Below are 15,349 nucleotides of genomic sequence, written 5' to 3'. Positions count from 1 at the left end.
ACTCTTGCTGTTGCGCCCTGCCCGGGAACCCTCCAACGGGGCCCGGGCAGGGCCGCGTCTCTTCCTGGTCATCCCAGGAGGAAAATTCCAGTGAGCATCACCAGGCAGGTCACCGCCGTGGCCGTCGGGCTCGGGCTTGTCACGCTGGCCGCGTGCGGGTCGTCCGACGACGGGACTTCCAGTGGGTCGTCCAAGACCGTCACCCTCGTCAGCCATGACTCCTGGGCCGTCTCGAAGGGCGTCCTCGCCGCCTTCGAGAAGCAGTCCGGGTACACCGTCAAGGTCCTCAAGGACGGCGACGCCGGGCAGGCTGTCAACAAGGCGATCCTGACCAAGGACAACCCGCAGGGCGATGTCTTCTTCGGCGTCGACAACACCCTGCTCTCCCGCGCGCTCGACAACGGGCTGTTCCAGTCGTACGAGGCGAAGGGCGCCGACGCGATCCTGCCCGCGTACCGGACCGACGAGGACAAGCACCGGGTCACGCCGATCGACACCGGCGACATCTGCGTCAACTACGACAAGGCCTGGTTCAGCGAGCACAAGCTGACCCCGCCCGAGTCGTTCGACGATCTGATCAAGCCCGCGTACAAGGATCTCCTCGTCACGGAGAACGCCTCCACCTCCTCGCCCGGACTCGGGTTCCTGCTCGGCAGCGCCGCCAAGTACGGCGACGACGGCTGGGCCGGCTACTGGACGAAGCTCAAGGCCAACGGTGTGAAGGTCGTCGACGGCTGGGAACAGGCGTACAACGAGGAGTTCTCCGGGTCGGCCGGCGGCAAGAAGGCCAAGGCCGACCGGCCGCTCGTCGTCTCGTACGCCTCCTCGCCGCCCGCCGAGGTGATCTTCGCCGACCCGAAGCCGGCCACCGCCCCGACCGGGGTCGCGACCGGCACCTGCTTCCGGCAGGTCGAGTACGCCGGGCTGCTCAGCAACGCCGGGAACAGCGAGGGCGGCAAGGCGCTGCTCGACTTCCTCGTCGGCAAGACTTTCCAGGAGGACATGCCCCTCAACATGTTCGTGTACCCCGTGCGGGAGGGCGCCAAGGTGCCCGCGGAGTTCACCGAGTTCGGGCCGCAGGCCAAGGACCCCGAGACCATGGACCCCGCGAAGATCGCCGAACACCGTGACCAGTGGGTCAAGTCGTGGACATCGCTCGTACTGAAGTAACGAAAGCAAGGGGAGCACCGGAAGCGGCCGCAGGGGCTGCGCGCCGGAAGGGCGCCGCTCTGCGGGGCGCCCTGCTCGCGCTGCCCGTCGTTTTCTTCGCTCTCTTCTTCGCCTACCCCGTCGCCGCGATCGTCGCGCGTGGCCTGCACGTCGACGGGGTGTGGCGGCTGGAACAGGTGGGGGAGGTGCTGGGGGACTCCGGCATCCGGCATGTCCTCTGGTTCACCTTCTGGCAGGCGCTCGCCTCCACCGCGCTCACGCTGCTGATCGCGCTCCCCGGCGCGTACGTCTTTGCACGCTTCGATTTCAGGGGCAAGCAGATTCTGCGGGCCGTGGTGACCGTGCCGTTCGTGCTGCCGACCGTCGTCGTCGGTACGGCGTTCCTGGCTCTGGTCGGGCGTGGCGGGCTGCTCGACGAGCTGTGGGGCGTACGGCTGGACACGACCGTGTGGGCGATCCTGCTCGCGCACGTCTTCTTCAACTACGCCGTCGTCGTACGGACGGTCGGTGGGCTCTGGGCGCAGCTCGATCCGCGGCAGGAGGAGGCCGCGCGGGTGCTCGGCGCCTCGCGGTTCGCGGCGTGGCGGCAGGTCACGCTGCCCGCCCTCGCACCCGCCGTCGGCGCCGCCGCGCTCATGGTCTTCCTCTTCACCTTCACCTCCTTCGGTGTGGTGCAGATCCTCGGCGGGCCGACCTTCGCCACCCTCGAAGTGGAGATCTACCGGCAGACCTCGGAGATCTTCGACCTGGGGACTGCGGCTGTCCTGACGATCGTCCAGTTCGTGGCGGTGGGCGCGATCCTCGCGGTGCACGCCGGGACGGTACGGCGGCGGGAGAGCGCGCTGCGGCTCGTGGCGCCGGAGACGACCGCACGCCGGCCGCGCGGCCGGGGCCAGTGGGCGCTGCTCGGCGGGGTGCTGGTGAGCATCGCCGTCCTCCTGGTGCTGCCGCTCGCCGTGCTCGTGCAACGCTCGTTCGGTACGCCCGGCGGCGCGGGCCTCGGCTACTACAAGGCGCTCACCCGCGACGACTCCGGCATCTTCCTGGTGGCGCCGATCGCCGCCATCGGGAACTCGCTCCAGTACGCCGTCGTCGCCACCGGCATCGCCGTCGCCGTGGGGTCACTGGCCGCCGTGGCGCTCACCCGGCGCGATGCCGGGTGGCTCGTACGGGGGTTCGACGCGCTGTTGATGCTGCCGCTCGGGGTGTCGGCGGTGACCGTCGGGTTCGGGTTCCTCATTGCGCTCGACGAGCCGCCGCTGGATCTGCGCAGCAGCTGGATCCTCGTACCGCTGGCGCAGGCGCTGGTCGGGGTGCCGTTCGTCGTGCGGACCATGCTGCCGGTGCTGCGGGCCGTGGACGGGCGGTTGCGGGAGGCGGCGGCCGTGCTGGGGGCTTCGCCCTGGCGGGTCTGGCGCGAGGTCGATCTGCCGATCGTGCGGCGGGCGCTGCTCGTCGCGGCCGGGTTCGCGTTCGCCGTGTCGCTGGGCGAGTTCGGGGCGACCGTGTTCATCGCCCGGCCCGACAACCCGACGCTGCCGGTCGCTGTGGCCCGCTTGCTGGGCCGTCCCGGCGACCTCAACTACGGCCAGGCAATGGCCCTTTCGACGATCTTGATGGTGGTGTGCGCGGTGGCCCTGCTCGTGCTGGAGCGGCTGCGGACCGACCGGACGGGGGAGTTCTGACCATGCTCAGTCTCGACGGAGCGACCGTACGGTTCGGGGCGCGGGCCGTGCTCGACGGTGTCGGCCTCGATGTCGCCGAGCACGAGATCGTGTGCGTGCTCGGACCCAGCGGCAGCGGCAAATCGACGCTGCTGCGGGCGGTCGCCGGACTCCAACCCCTCGACGCGGGACGGGTGCTGCTCGACGGCCGGGACCTCGCCGGGGTGCCCGCGCACAAGCGCGAGGTCGGCCTGATGTTCCAGGACCACCAGTTGTTCCCGCAGCGGGACGTCGGCGGCAACGTCGCCTTCGGGCTGCGCATGCACCACGTACCCCGGGCTCAACAGGACGTACGTGTACGGGAGTTGCTGGACCTGGTCGGGCTGCCGGGGGCCGCAGGACGGGCCGTCGCCGCGCTCTCCGGCGGGGAACAGCAACGCGTCGCCCTTGCCCGCGCCCTCGCGCCGCGCCCTCGGCTGCTGATGCTCGACGAACCGCTCGGCCAGCTGGACCGCTCGCTGCGCGAGCGGCTCGTCGTCGAACTCCGGGTTCTCTTCGGCCGGTTGGGCACCACCGTACTCGCCGTCACCCACGACCAGGGCGAGGCCTTCGCCCTGGCCGACCGCGTGATCGTGATGCGCGACGGCCGAATCGCCCAGTCCGGTACGCCACTTGACGTCTGGCAGCGGCCCGCCGACGAGTTCGTGGCTCGCTTCCTTGGCTTCGACAACGTCGTCGAGGCGACGGTGAGCGGGCAGGTCGCGGACACCCCCTGGGGCAAGATTCCGGTCCCCGAGGGAACCGAACAAGGGGCGCGCACGCTGCTCGTGCGGCCCGCCGGTGTGCGTCTGGTGCCCGCCGCCGAGGGCCTGCGCTGCATCGTGGCCGCGCGCACCTTCCGGGGTACGCATGTCGCCGTACAGCTCCAGCCCGAGGACGCGCCCCGGCTGGAGGCCGCGTGCGCGCTGCGCGAGGCGCCGGAACCGGGGGACGAGGTCGGGATGGCCTTCGAATCGGCCGAAATTGTCGTGCTCGGGTGATGGGGCCGCCCATAGTGTTCGGGGCATGACGACGCTCGCACATGACCGATATTGCGATGAAATCGCCCATCAGGTCGGGCAGTTGAGGGCGGTGGTGACCTCCGGCGCGGATCTGTCCGCGACGGTGCCGACCTGCCCGGACTGGTCCCTGGAACAGCTCGTACGGCACACGGGCGGTGCCCTGCGTTGGGTGGACACGCTGGTGCGCACCCGGGCCGATGAGGACGTCGACGACGATCAAGTGCCCCTGGGTGACGGTCCCGAGGCCCAGGGCGATGCCGCCGCGCTGGACGCCTGGCTGGCCGAGACCGGCGAGCTGGTCGTCGGCGCGCTGCGCGAGGCAGGGCCCGACGCGAAGGTATGGACGTGGGGCTGGGAGCGTAGCTCCGGGTTCTGGGCGCGCCGGATGACCCACGAGATCACCGTCCACCGCGCGGACGCGACGCTCGCCGCCGGGCAGCCGTACGAGGTCGCGGCGGACATCGCCGCCGATGCGATCGACGAGTGGCTGCAGATCGTCGAGTTCGGGCAGCGGACCGACCCGGACGACGCGGCGAGGGAACTGCGCGGGCCGGGCCGCAGCATCCATCTCCACGCCACGGACACCACACCCGGGTTGAACGCCGAGTGGCTTGTCGAGCTCACCGAGGACGGTGTCGCCTGGCGTCGAGGCCATGAGAAGGCGACGGTCGCCCTGCGCGGCCCGCTCACCGACGTCATGCTCGCGTTCTACCGCCGACTGCCGCTGGACAGCCCCCGGTTGGAGATCCTCGGGGATCGGGAGCTGCTGGAGTTCTGGCTGGCGCGGGCCACGTTCGGGTAGCCCTGACAGCGGAGTGGCCCGCCCCCTGTTTCGGGGACGGGCCACAACGTACAGCCGGGTACTGCGGATACGGCGAGCGGAACGTCAGCTGTTGCTGGACGCTCCACGACGGCGCAGGCCGAAGAAGACGGCGCCGCCGCCGACGGCGACCAGGGCAGCCGCGATACCGGCGATCACGCCGGTGTTCGAGCTGGCGCCGGTCTCGGCGAGGTTGGAGCTGCCGCCCGCGGGGGTCGGAACGCTGTCCGCGGGGGCACCCGGGGTGCTCTCGGAGGCGGAGGCCGACGGAGTCGGGGTGGCGGACTCCTCGGGCTCCGACGCCGACGGGGTCGGCGTAGCAGCGGGCTCCGAGGGCGTCGGGGTCTCGGAAGCCGGCGGGGTCGGGGTGGGGGTCGGCTCCGTCTTGCAAGCCTCGCCCGGAGTGGTCACATCCGGCTTGACGTCCTCGTCGACCAGCTTGCCGGCCTTGACGTGAACGCGGTACGTCGCGTTCGGCGCCCAGTCCTCCGAGAAGTCGACGGTGACGCCCTCGCGGCTGCCCACGACGTCCTGGGAGCCGATGACCTTGTCACCCAGGTACACGGTGACCGTGGCGGGGGTGCCCGACGGGTCCTTGTCGGTGACGCTGATGACGCCCTTTTCGCCGTCGCACTTGGCGATGGCGGAGAACTCACTGATGTTGCAGGCGAACGCGTTGCCCGCGACGCCCAGCGCGAGCGCGGCCGAGGCGGAGGCAACACCCAGAATTCGCACGGAACGTGCGGTATGGACAGATATGGACACGGTTGCCCTTCACGGGATGCACAACTGAGGGGGGTGGAGGGAGTGAAGAGACCTCATCACCTCGTCACCCCCACGAGTCTCACAGGTTTATAAGCGCAGCATAAGGGCTGTCAATCTGTATGCAGGCTCCAGGCATTTGTTTTGCCTACCCGTTAACCAGCGAGGCGTTTCAGAGCCTCCGGAGCGTCCTCGATCCGGTCGACCAGGGCGATTCGGTCCTCCATCGCCCGCCCCCGCGCCAGCGATTGGAGCAGCGGCCAGGTGGGCAGCCGCTCGGTCCAGTGGACGCGGTCCACCAGCACCATGGGCGTGGGCTCGCCGCGCGACTCGTAGTAGTTCGGGGTCGCGTTGTCGAATATCTCCTGTACGGTCCCGGCGGCACCCGGCAGGAAGACTATCCCCGCGGTCGAGCGGGCCAGCAGCCCGTCCTCACGGGTGGCGTTGGCGAAGTACTTGGCGATGTGCGAGGCGAAGGCGTTCGGCGGTTCGTGCCCGTAGAACCAGGTCGGGATGCCCACCGAGCCGCCCCCCTTGGGCCAGCGCGCGCGAACATCGAAGGCGGCGCGCGCCCAGTCGGTGATCGAGGGCGTGAACGACGGTGCCCCGGCGAGGAGTTCGCACGCCTCGTCGAGCATGGTGTCGTCGAAGGGGGCCGCGTACGCGCCGAGGTTCGCCGCCTCCATCGCGCCCGGGCCGCCGCCCGTGGCGACCGTGAGCCCGGCGCGCGTCAGCTCGCGCCCCAGGCGCGCGGCACCGGCGTACGCCTGCGTCCCGCGTGCCATCGCGTGACCTCCCATCACCCCCACGACCTGTGTCGCGCGCAGGAGTTCGTCGAGGGCGTCGGAGACGGCGTCGTCGTGGACGGAACGCAGCATCGAGGCGAAGATGTCGCCGTCGGCCTTCGTACGCTGGAACCAGGCGTACGCGAGGGCGTCTGGTGTCCGCTCGTAACCCTTGTCGAGCCCGGCGAACAACTCGTCCGGCGAGTAGAGATGGCCGCGGTACGGGTTGACAGGCAGGTCCGGGAGGGGCGGGAAGACGAGAGCGCCGTCCGCGCGGACCTTCGCCGCCGCGTCCGGACGCATCGGGCAGCCGAGGAAGACGGCGCCCGCGGTGGCGCTGCCCAGCAGCTCCTTCGTACGGTCCGTCAGATCGACGGCCTGGACGCGGAATCCGGCGAGAGTGCCGCGAGCCGAGACGACCGCGTCGAACTCGTCGAGCGTTTCGATCTCACGGTCGTCGTGGTGGGCCGCATGGGCGGGGCTCGTCTGCACCCGCCCATGTAAGCACGGTCCGGGGCAGGGCAGGATCTGGGGCGACAGCCCTAGCTCTGGACGGCCGCCGGGTCCATCCACATGACCTCCCAGGTGTGGCCGTCGAGGTCGTCGAACGCGCGGCCGTACATCTGGCCGTAGTCCTGCGCCTCGCGCGGCTCGGTGCCGCCCGCCGCGAGTGCCCCGTCGACCAGCTCGTCGACCTTCGCGCGGCTCTCGGCGCTCAGACAGATGAGGACCTCGCTGGTCTTCGTCGAGTCCGCGATCTCCTTCTTCGTGAAATCGGCGTAGCGCGACTTGCTCAGCAGCATCGCGATGATGGTGTCGCTGATCACGACACAGGCGCAGTCGTCGGTCGTGAACTGGGGGTTGATCGTGTACCCGAGCTCGGTGAAGAACTTCTTCGAGGCGGCGACATCGCTGACGGCCAGGTTCACGAAGATCATCTGCTGGTACTCGCTCATGAGGGTCTCTCCCGTCGGTGTGGTGCTGTTCGGTGGGGTAGACCCGGGGGCCCGGCGGAACTCATCGGTGCGTGCAGATGTTTTCCGTACGAGTTTTCACGCGGTCAGCGGCAGCGCCGCCAACTCCGCGATCAGGAAGGTCAGCGGGGCGAACAGGGCGAGGAGGGCAGCCGCGCGCAGACCGGCGGCGGTGCGCAGCGTCGTGGCCGGTGCACCCAGGCGGAGCAGGGCCGCGGTGGTGTCCGCGCGGGCGCGCCTGGCCTCGGCGGCGGCCGTGAGGAGCGTGGCGATGGTGCAGCTCGCCACGACCAGGGCGCCCAGGGTGGTCAGGGGGCCCAGGGAGGGGTCGTCGGCGTCGTACAGGGCGGCCATGGCGTACGCGCCCGATGCCACCGCGCAGACGACGCCCAGGGGGCGGCCGATGCGGGTCGCCTCCTCCATGAGGACGCGGCCGGCGAGGAGGCGCAGGGCGCCGGGGCGGACGGCCTGGAGCAGGCGTCCGCAGAGGTGGGTGAGGCCGGGGCCGGCCAGGGCGAGGCCCAGAGCGGTGAGGGTCCAGCCGACGAGTACGGCGGCGGGGCTGCCGGCGGCTCCGCCGGGCATGGCGAGGCGGGTGTGGGGGGCGCGGGCGGCGTAGGCCTCTACAGCGAGGCCGGCTGCCAGTACGGCGAAGCCCCAGGGGAGGTCCCGGGGGGGTGGGAGAGGGGTGGGGAGGGCGTGCGGGTCGGTGGTGGTGACGTCGGGGTCCTGGTCCGGGGTTTCAGGGGTGCCCGGGGCTGGTGCTGAGGCGTTGGTCGCGCAACCCGGCGCTGTACGGGATGCCGCTGCGCCCACTCGTGCCGCCCCAGCGGGACGACTGCCCGCAGTGGGGCGCAGGTGGGCGCCGAACCGTCCGTACGCGCCGAACGTTTCCCGTGTGCCCCTGTTGCCCTCCGCGCCGAAGCGGCCGTACGTCCTCGGGCGCGGCCCCTGGGCCGAGTCCGGGCGGGGGTCCCGGGGGCGTAGGGAAAGGGCGACCGAGATCGACGCCGCCACCGGTACCAGGGTCAGGAGGGTCAGGGCGGCCGGGAGGGGGAGGGGGTGGTCCGCGGCCAGGAAGTCCGCCGCGTCGCCGTCGAACGGCATGCCCGTCAGGTCGCCCCGCAGGTGGAGGAAGAACAGGAGGGCCAGCATCGACCCCAGGGTGCAGGACAGGGCCGTTGTCGTGGCCGAGACGGCCATCAGGCGGGCCGGGCCCAGGCCGATCGCCGACAGGCCCGGGCGCGGTCTCGTGCCGGGGTCCGTGCGGGCCACCGTCACCGCGAAGTGGACCGTGGCCGCCAGGGGGGCCACGCACCAGGCCAGACGCAGCGCCGAGCCGCCGGGGATGTCCTGGTGGGCGAGGGCGTGGCCCAGGGTCCCCAGGAGGAGGAAACCCGTGGCCGCCGACGCCGCCGCGACGAGCAGTCGGCGGAGCTGGACGCCCGGGTGGGAGCCGCGGGCTAGACGGAGAGCGAGCACGCGGCCCGGCCTTCCGCGTCGGTCCCGGCCCCGGTGGCGTTCTCGGCGACCGGGGGCAGGTGGACGGTGTTCACGCGCCGCCCGTCGAGCAGCGAGACCGTGCGGTCCGCCAGCGCCGCCGTGTCCGCGTCGTGCGTCGCCAGGACCACCGTGATGCCGTGCGAGCGGGCCGCTGTCGTCAACGTCCGCAGTACGTGCGCCCGGTCCGCCTGGTACAGGGGCGCCGTCGGCTCGTCCGCGAAGAGGACCGTGGGGGCCGCGGCCAGCGCCCGCGCGATCGAGACGCGCTGGCGTTCGGACTGGCGCAGTTCGTACGGGCGTTTACGGGCCCGGTCGCCGATGTCCAGGCGCTCCAGCCACTCCAGCGCCGCCGTCTTGGCACGCCGCCGGCTGGTGCCGCGCAGCATGAGGGGAAGGGCCGCGTTCTCCCAGACGTTCAGTTCCGGTACGAGGGCCGGGGCGGGGTCGATCCAGCCGAACCGGTCGCGGCGCAGCCGTTCGCGGGTGAGCGGGCCCATCGTGTGCACGGGCACGCTGTTGAACCAGACCTCGCCCCGCAGCGGTCGTACCAGGCCGGAGAGGCAGCGCAGCAGGGTCGTCTTGCCGCTGCCGCGCGGGCCGCTGACGGCGAGGATCTCGCCCTCCCGGACACCGAGCGAGACGCCGCTCAGCGCGGGCGAGCCGTCGTTGTGCTGGAAGTGCAGGGCGCGTGCCCAGAGCACGTCGTTGTCCGGCGGGGCCACCATCGCGTACACCTCGGTTCGGATCAGAAATGCCATGCGGATCGCGGGTGGAATCCGCGCAATCCCCCCGTGCGGGGGAACGAAGGCAGGGCCGATCGGTTACAGGCACGCTAGGTATTCGGCGGGGCGAGGCCGGACAGCACACGGCCCGGGTACACCCGTTCTCACTCGTACGGGTGTACCCGGGCCGTATGAACGGCTGAACTGCCGGCTGAACCGTCAGCCGGACCGCCGGGGGCTACAGCTTCGTCCACGCCTCCGTCAGGGTCGCGCGCAGGATCTGCTCGATCTCGTCGAACGTCTCCTGGGTCGAGATCAGCGGCGGGGCGAGCTGGACGACCGGGTCGCCGCGGTCGTCGGCACGGCAGTACAGGCCGTTCTCGAAGAGGGCCTTGGAGAGGAAGCCGTAGAGGATACGTTCCGTCTCCTCCGCGTCGAAGGACTCCTTGGTCACCTTGTCCTTGACCAGCTCGATGCCGTAGAAGAAGCCGTTGCCGCGGACGTCACCGACGATCGGCAGGTCGTGCAGCTTCTCCAGGGTCGAGCGGAACGCGCCCTCGTTGTCCAGCACATGCTGGTTGAGGCCCTCGCGCTCGAACAGATCGAGGTTCGCCAGGCCGACCGCCGCCGACACCGGGTGGCCGCCGAACGTGTAGCCGTGCAGGAAGGTGTTGTCGCCCTTGTAGAACGGCTCGGCGAGGCGGTCCGAGATGATGCAGGCGCCGATCGGGGAGTAGCCCGAGGTCATGCCCTTGGCGCAGGTGATCATGTCCGGTACGTAGTCGAACTTGTCGCAGGCGAACATCGTGCCGAGGCGGCCGAAGGCGCAGATGACCTCGTCCGAGACGAGCAGGACGTCGTGGCGGTCGCAGATCTCGCGGACCCGCTGGAAGTAGCCCGGCGGGGGCGGGAAGCAGCCGCCCGCGTTCTGAACCGGCTCCAGGAAGACGGCGGCGACCGTGTCCGCGCCCTCGAAGAGGATCTCCTGCTCGATCTGGTCGGCGGCCCAGCGGCCGTAGGCCTCCGGGTCGTCGCCGTGGATCGGGGCGCGGTAGATGTTGGTGTTCGGGACCTTGTGGGCGCCGGGGACCAGCGGCTCGAAGGGGGCCTTCAGGGCCGGCAGGCCGGTGATGGACAGGGCGCCCTGCGGGGTGCCGTGGTAGGCGACGGCGCGTGAGATGACCTTGTACTTGGTGGGCTTGCCGACCAGCTTGAAGTACTGCTTGGCGAGCTTCCAGGCGGTCTCGACGGCCTCGCCGCCACCGGTGGTGAAGAAGACCTTGTTGAGGTCACCGGGCGCGTAGTTCGCCAGACGTTCCGCCAGCTCCACCGCCTTCGGGTGGGCGTACGACCATACGGGGAAGAACGCCAGCTCCTGCGCCTGCTTGAACGCCGCCTCGGCGAGCTCGACGCGGCCGTGACCGGCCTGGACCACGAACAGACCCGCGAGGCCGTCGAGGTAGCGCTTGCCCTTGTCGTCGAAGATGTAGGTGCCCTCACCCCGGACGATCGTCGGGACGGGGGCGTTCTCGTACGAGGACATGCGGGTGAAGTGCATCCACAGGTGGTCGTACGCGGTGCGGCTGAGGTCCTTGGAGCCGGAGCCTGAACCGGGGCTGTCGGTGGTCGTCACGGTTATCGGGTTCCCCACATGTAGGTCTGCTTCTTGAGCTTGAGGTAGACGAAGCTTTCGGTGGAGCGCACGCCGGACAGGGCCCTTATGCGTTTGTTGATGACGTCCAGCAGGTGGTCGTCGTCCTCGCAGACGATCTCGGCGAGGATGTCGAAGGAGCCCGCGGTCATCACCACGTACTCGACTTCCGGCATGGCGCTCAGCGCGTCGGCCACGGGGTCGAGGTCGCCGTCGACGTTGACGCCGACCATCGCCTGTCTGCGAAAACCCACGGTGAGCGGGTCCGTGACGGCGACGATCTGCATCACCCCCTGGTCGAGCAGCTTCTGGACGCGCTGGCGCACGGCCGCCTCCGAGAGGCCCACCGCCTTGCCGATCGCCGCGTACGGCCGGCGGCCGTCCTCCTGGAGCTGTTCGATGATGGCGAGGGACACGGCGTCCAGCTGGGGAGTGCCGTTCCTGGACTCGCGGGAGTCCCTGTGCTCTGCGCTTCGACTGGCCACGCGCTCACTGTGCACGAGGAGTCGAACGTTTCGCAAGGCTCGATCGATGAAATTCGTTGTTCATGGACCCTTGTCTTGCGGATTTCGCAGCTTGCGGGGGATCGGGGGTGTTGAAAACGTCGGACTGCGGAATAGGGTGGGTGTCTCAGCCAATGGACACCCGAGTCACTCGACATCCGAGTCACTCGACACCTGAGTCAACCGACATCTGAACCTGGAGGGCCGGCAGTGAGCACCGAGCTGCGTCGTCTGCGCAACTACATCGATGGTGAGTTCCGGGACGCCGCCGACGGGCGGACCACCGAGGTGGTCAACCCCGTGACGGGCGAGGCGTACGCGACCGCGCCGCTGTCCGGGCAGCCGGACGTCGACGCCGCCATGGCGGCGGCCGCCGCCGCGTTCCCCGCCTGGCGGGACAAGACGCCGGCCGAGCGGCAGAAGGCCCTCCTGAAGATCGCGGACGCGTTCGAGGAGCGCGCCGAGGAGCTCATCGCGGCCGAGGTGGAGAACACCGGCAAGCCGATCGGGCTCACCCGGTCCGAGGAGATCCCGCCGATGGTGGACCAGATCCGCTTCTTCGCGGGTGCCGCCCGGATGCTGGAGGGGCGCAGCGCCGGCGAGTACATGGACGGGATGACGTCGATCGTCCGGCGCGAGCCGGTCGGTGTCTGCGCGCAGGTCGCGCCCTGGAACTACCCGATGATGATGGCCGTGTGGAAGTTCGCCCCGGCGATCGCGGCCGGCAACACCGTGGTGCTCAAGCCGTCGGACACGACGCCCGCGTCCACGGTTCTCATGGCGGAGATCATCGGTTCGATCCTGCCCACGGGCGTCTTCAACGTCATCACCGGGGACCGTGACACCGGTCGGCTGATGGTCGAGCACCCGACGCCGGCGATGGCGTCGATCACCGGTTCGGTGCGGGCCGGTATGCAGGTCGCCGAGTCCGCGTCGAAAGACCTCAAGCGCGTGCACCTGGAGCTGGGCGGCAAGGCGCCGGTCGTGGTGTTCGAGGACACCGACATCGCCAAGGCCGTCGAGGACATCTCGGTCGCGGGCTTCTTCAACGCGGGCCAGGACTGTACGGCGGCCACGCGTGTCCTCGTCCAGGAGGCCATCCACGACGAGTTCGTCGTGGCGCTCGCCAAGGCCGCCGCCGAGACGAAGACCGGGCAGCCGGACGACGAGGACGTGCTGTACGGGCCGCTCAACAACCCCAACCAGTTGGCGCAGGTCTCCGGCTTCATCGAGCGGCTGCCCGCCCACGCCAAGGTCGAGGCGGGCGGTCATCGGGTCGGTGAGAAGGGTTACTTCTACGCCGCGACCGTCGTGTCGGGCCTGAAGCAGGACGACGAGATCATCCAGAACGAGGTCTTCGGCCCGGTCATCACCGTCCAGTCCTTCTCGGACGAGACACAGGCCGTGGAATGGGCCAACGGCGTGGACTACGCCCTCGCGTCGTCCGTGTGGACGAAGGACCACTCGCGCGCGATGCGGATGTCGAAGGTCCTGGACTTCGGCTGCGTGTGGATCAACGCCCACATCCCGCTGGTCGCGGAGATGCCGCACGGCGGCTTCAAGAAGTCCGGCTACGGCAAGGACCTCTCGGGGTACGGCTTCGACGACTACACGCGGATCAAGCATGTGATGACGTCGCTCGGCGGCTGACGGTTGTTTTGTGGCACGCGTGCGGCCCCGGACGGGAGTTCTCCGTCCGGGGCCGCACGGCTGTGGCGGCTCGGTCGGGGAGCGGGGATGCGCGGCGGCATTTTTGAACGTGTTCAATTACAGCGTATGCTGCCTCCATGAGCGACAGAGCCGCCCTGCTCAGGGGCATCCGTGCCTGGTTGGTCCTCTTCGTCGTGTGCCTGGTGCTCAGTGGCGCCACGGCCTTTCCCCTCGTGCACGAACTGCGTTGGACCGAGAGCCTGCTGAGGGCCCTGTCCGTACCCGAGCACCTGCCCGGGCTGATGGACTGGGTCGAGCGGGTACGTGATGGCCTCGACGCCACCGACGAGCGCTATCCCTTCGTCCTCTACGGCACGGACTGGCTCGCCTTCGCCCACCTCGTCATCGCGGTCGCCTTCTACGGGCCCTACCGCGACCCCGTACGCAACATCTGGGTCGTCGAGTTCGGGATGATCGCCTGTGCCGGGATCGTTCCGCTCGCGCTGATCTGCGGGCCGATCAGGGGGATTCCCTTCTGGTGGACGGTGATCGACATGTCGTTCGGGGTGTTCGGCGTGATCCCGCTGTACGCCGTGCGGAAGCGGATCAAGCGGCTGGAGGCGCTGACGGCGACGCCTCCAGCCGCGGCCCACGTCACGGTGTGAAGGCAGCCTGCGCGATGCGTGCGGCGACGGGATTCATGCCCTGGCCCTTCGCGTCGGTGGAGTTGACGCTGTAGACGAGGGTGCGGGACAGGTCGCGGGTGGCGGCGATGACCGAGTTGTAGCCCCACCGGCCGCCCGACTTGAGCCACAACTCCGTGCCGTCGTCGGTGACATACCGCTGCAGACCCGCGCTCATCGTGGCACCCCTCACGCCTGCGGGGACGGTGAACATCTCCTTCAGCTGCGGCTGTGGCACAACCCGCCCGCGGAACAGGGCGGTCAGGAACCGCTCCAGATCCGCCGTCGTGGAGATCATGGCGCCCGCCGCCCAGCTGTCCGTGGTGCCCCACACCGTGACATCGCGGTACTCCGTCGTGCCGTCCGCCCGCGTCACGGCCTGGTAGCCGTGGTTGTGCGGCCCCCGGATGTCCGGGTCGGTGCCGGGAAAGTACGTGTTCCGCATTCCCAGCGGGGCGAGGACACGGCGGGCCGTCTCGTGCTCGTACGAGTGGCCGGTGGTCCGCTCGATCAGCAGTCCGAGGACGGTGTAGTTGATGTTGAGGTAGTGCTGCTCGGCGCCCGGTGCGAACTCGGGCTTCTTGGCGGTGGCCGAGGCGACCATCTCGCGGGGCGAGTGGCGGTCGAAGCGGTGTGCGTACCACTCCTCGAAGGTCGTACCGAGGCCGTCGGCGGCCGGGATGCCGCTGGTGTGGTTCAGGAGTTGGCGCACGGTCACCTGTCCGTACGCGGCGGGGATCAGCTCCGGAAGGTAGCGCCGGGCCGGTCGGTCGAGGTTCACCTTGCCCTCCGCCGCGAGCTGGAGCACGACCGCCGCCGTGACCGCCTTCGTCGTCGAACCCACGCGGAAACGCGCGTCCGGGTCCGCCGCTCGCCCGCTCGTCAGGTCGTGCACACCCGCGCTGCCGCGCCAGACACCGCCGGTGCCGCCGACCCGTACCAGAGCCGCGGTCGCGTCCCCGTCAGGTAACCCGGCGAGCGCCGCCCGCAGCGCCTCTGCGTTCGGCGCCGCGTCCCGCACGGTCGCCGGGTGGGACGCGGCTGACGTGGGAGCGGCAAGGGCACCGGCCGGCAGGGCGAGGGTGAGGGTGAGGACGGTCGCGAGGGCTGTGGCGCGGGCGGCGGTACGCGTGGGCATGTGCATCGGCTGCTCCTGCAGGTGGCGGCTGGTGTCGATGCTCACATCCTTGATCGGTACGAGGCGATACGGATCGTCACTGAGGAGTACGTCGACCCTGGTCTTGGCCTGGGGCCAACTGGCGTACCGCGTCCGGATCTTGTCGGGGATCGCACCTAGGGCCCGTGCTCTGGGCGGCCTGTGCGGGGGGCGAAAACTGTTATCGGCGGTGCCTCCGGTCCGTCTCCTCTGGCGACCTCGTGGGGAACTGGTGTGCAACAGGG

At 70.1% G+C, this 15,349-nt stretch carries 14 protein-coding genes; 6 read left to right on the top strand and 8 right to left on the bottom strand.

Annotation, left to right across the window (positions count from 1 at the left end):
• Positions 1 to 90: 90 nt before the first annotated feature.
• Genes OG734_RS12070 through OG734_RS12055 form a run of 4 tightly spaced genes read left to right on the top strand, consistent with a single transcriptional unit; the run spans position 91 to position 4,697 of the window.
• The gene (locus tag OG734_RS12070) at positions 91 to 1,170 is read left to right on the top strand and encodes a thiamine ABC transporter substrate-binding protein (protein WP_330287497.1); all 1,080 of its coding nucleotides are present in this window, start codon (positions 91 to 93) and stop codon (positions 1,168 to 1,170) included.
• Complete coding sequence (locus OG734_RS12065) at positions 1,146 to 2,855, top strand: ABC transporter permease (RefSeq protein ID WP_330287496.1); 1,710 nt, start codon at positions 1,146 to 1,148, stop codon at positions 2,853 to 2,855. The genes OG734_RS12070 and OG734_RS12065 overlap by 25 nt, the downstream gene beginning before the upstream one ends.
• A gap of 2 nt (positions 2,856 to 2,857) precedes the next feature.
• The gene (locus tag OG734_RS12060) at positions 2,858 to 3,874 is read left to right on the top strand and encodes an ABC transporter ATP-binding protein (protein ID WP_330287495.1); all 1,017 of its coding nucleotides are present in this window, start codon (positions 2,858 to 2,860) and stop codon (positions 3,872 to 3,874) included.
• A 25-nt stretch (positions 3,875 to 3,899) separates the two neighbouring features.
• Positions 3,900 to 4,697 (top strand): maleylpyruvate isomerase N-terminal domain-containing protein, encoded by a 798-nt coding sequence (locus tag OG734_RS12055; RefSeq protein ID WP_330287494.1) that lies wholly within the window; start codon positions 3,900 to 3,902, stop codon positions 4,695 to 4,697.
• 84 nt (positions 4,698 to 4,781) lie between these two features.
• Here OG734_RS12055 and OG734_RS12050 read toward each other — a convergent pair whose 3' ends face one another.
• The 7 genes from OG734_RS12050 to OG734_RS12020 form a co-directional block, all read right to left on the bottom strand.
• Positions 4,782 to 5,480, bottom strand: coding sequence for an LAETG motif-containing sortase-dependent surface protein (locus OG734_RS12050; RefSeq protein ID WP_330287493.1), 699 nt, complete (start codon positions 5,478 to 5,480; stop codon positions 4,782 to 4,784).
• Between the two features lie 152 nt (positions 5,481 to 5,632).
• Positions 5,633 to 6,754 carry an LOG family protein gene (locus OG734_RS12045; protein WP_330287492.1) on the bottom strand — a complete coding sequence of 374 codons (1,122 nt, stop codon included), beginning with the start codon at positions 6,752 to 6,754 and terminating at the stop codon, positions 5,633 to 5,635.
• Positions 6,755 to 6,804: 50 nt separating this feature from the next.
• Positions 6,805 to 7,218: a VOC family protein gene (locus OG734_RS12040; RefSeq protein WP_330287491.1), complete on the bottom strand. Its 414-nt coding sequence runs from the start codon at positions 7,216 to 7,218 to the stop codon at positions 6,805 to 6,807.
• Between the two features lie 96 nt (positions 7,219 to 7,314).
• A complete protein-coding gene (locus OG734_RS12035) occupies positions 7,315 to 8,718 on the bottom strand; it encodes a hypothetical protein (protein ID WP_330287490.1) in 1,404 nt (467 codons plus the stop codon).
• Positions 8,700 to 9,464, bottom strand: coding sequence for an ABC transporter ATP-binding protein (locus tag OG734_RS12030; RefSeq protein ID WP_330293637.1), 765 nt, complete (start codon positions 9,462 to 9,464; stop codon positions 8,700 to 8,702). Before OG734_RS12030 ends, OG734_RS12035 begins: the two co-directional genes overlap by 19 nt.
• A 235-nt stretch (positions 9,465 to 9,699) precedes the next feature.
• Complete coding sequence (locus OG734_RS12025; protein WP_443064856.1) at positions 9,700 to 11,112, bottom strand: aspartate aminotransferase family protein; 1,413 nt, start codon at positions 11,110 to 11,112, stop codon at positions 9,700 to 9,702.
• Positions 11,097 to 11,612, bottom strand: a complete 516-nt coding sequence (locus OG734_RS12020; protein ID WP_330293636.1) for an Lrp/AsnC family transcriptional regulator — start codon at positions 11,610 to 11,612, stop codon at positions 11,097 to 11,099. The genes OG734_RS12025 and OG734_RS12020 overlap by 16 nt, the downstream gene beginning before the upstream one ends.
• A 213-nt stretch (positions 11,613 to 11,825) precedes the next feature.
• Here OG734_RS12020 and OG734_RS12015 point away from each other — a divergent pair, with 213 nt between their 5' ends.
• Together OG734_RS12015 and OG734_RS12010 are read left to right on the top strand one after the other, a co-directional pair.
• Positions 11,826 to 13,265 carry a gamma-aminobutyraldehyde dehydrogenase gene (locus OG734_RS12015; protein WP_330287488.1) on the top strand — a complete coding sequence of 480 codons (1,440 nt, stop codon included), beginning with the start codon at positions 11,826 to 11,828 and terminating at the stop codon, positions 13,263 to 13,265.
• A 137-nt stretch (positions 13,266 to 13,402) separates the two neighbouring features.
• Positions 13,403 to 13,930: a hypothetical protein gene (locus OG734_RS12010; protein ID WP_330287487.1), complete on the top strand. Its 528-nt coding sequence runs from the start codon at positions 13,403 to 13,405 to the stop codon at positions 13,928 to 13,930.
• Here OG734_RS12010 and OG734_RS12005 read toward each other — a convergent pair.
• On the bottom strand, positions 13,920 to 15,092 hold the full coding sequence (locus OG734_RS12005; RefSeq protein WP_330293635.1) for a serine hydrolase domain-containing protein: 1,173 nt from the start codon (positions 15,090 to 15,092) through the stop codon (positions 13,920 to 13,922). The genes OG734_RS12010 and OG734_RS12005 overlap by 11 nt on opposite strands.
• Positions 15,093 to 15,349 lie beyond the last annotated feature (257 nt).

It is taken from the genome of Streptomyces sp. NBC_00576, from assembly GCF_036345175.1.
Lineage (GTDB): Bacteria > Actinomycetota > Actinomycetes > Streptomycetales > Streptomycetaceae > Streptomyces.
This window is presented reverse-complemented; position numbering and strand designations above follow the sequence as displayed.

Excerpts from the sequence above, each read along its gene's own strand:
- OG734_RS12040 (WP_330287491.1), bottom strand. The coding sequence starts at position 7,218 with ATGAGCGAGTACCAGCAGATGATCTTCGTGAACCTGGCCGTCAGCGAT.
- OG734_RS12060 (WP_330287495.1), top strand. The coding sequence starts at position 2,858 with ATGCTCAGTCTCGACGGAGCGACCGTACGGTTCGGGGCGCGGGCCGTG.
- OG734_RS12005 (WP_330293635.1), bottom strand. The coding sequence starts at position 15,092 with ATGCACATGCCCACGCGTACCGCCGCCCGCGCCACAGCCCTCGCGACC.
- OG734_RS12010 (WP_330287487.1), top strand. The coding sequence starts at position 13,403 with ATGAGCGACAGAGCCGCCCTGCTCAGGGGCATCCGTGCCTGGTTGGTC.
- OG734_RS12030 (WP_330293637.1), bottom strand. The coding sequence starts at position 9,464 with ATGGTGGCCCCGCCGGACAACGACGTGCTCTGGGCACGCGCCCTGCAC.
- OG734_RS12055 (WP_330287494.1), top strand. The coding sequence starts at position 3,900 with ATGACGACGCTCGCACATGACCGATATTGCGATGAAATCGCCCATCAG.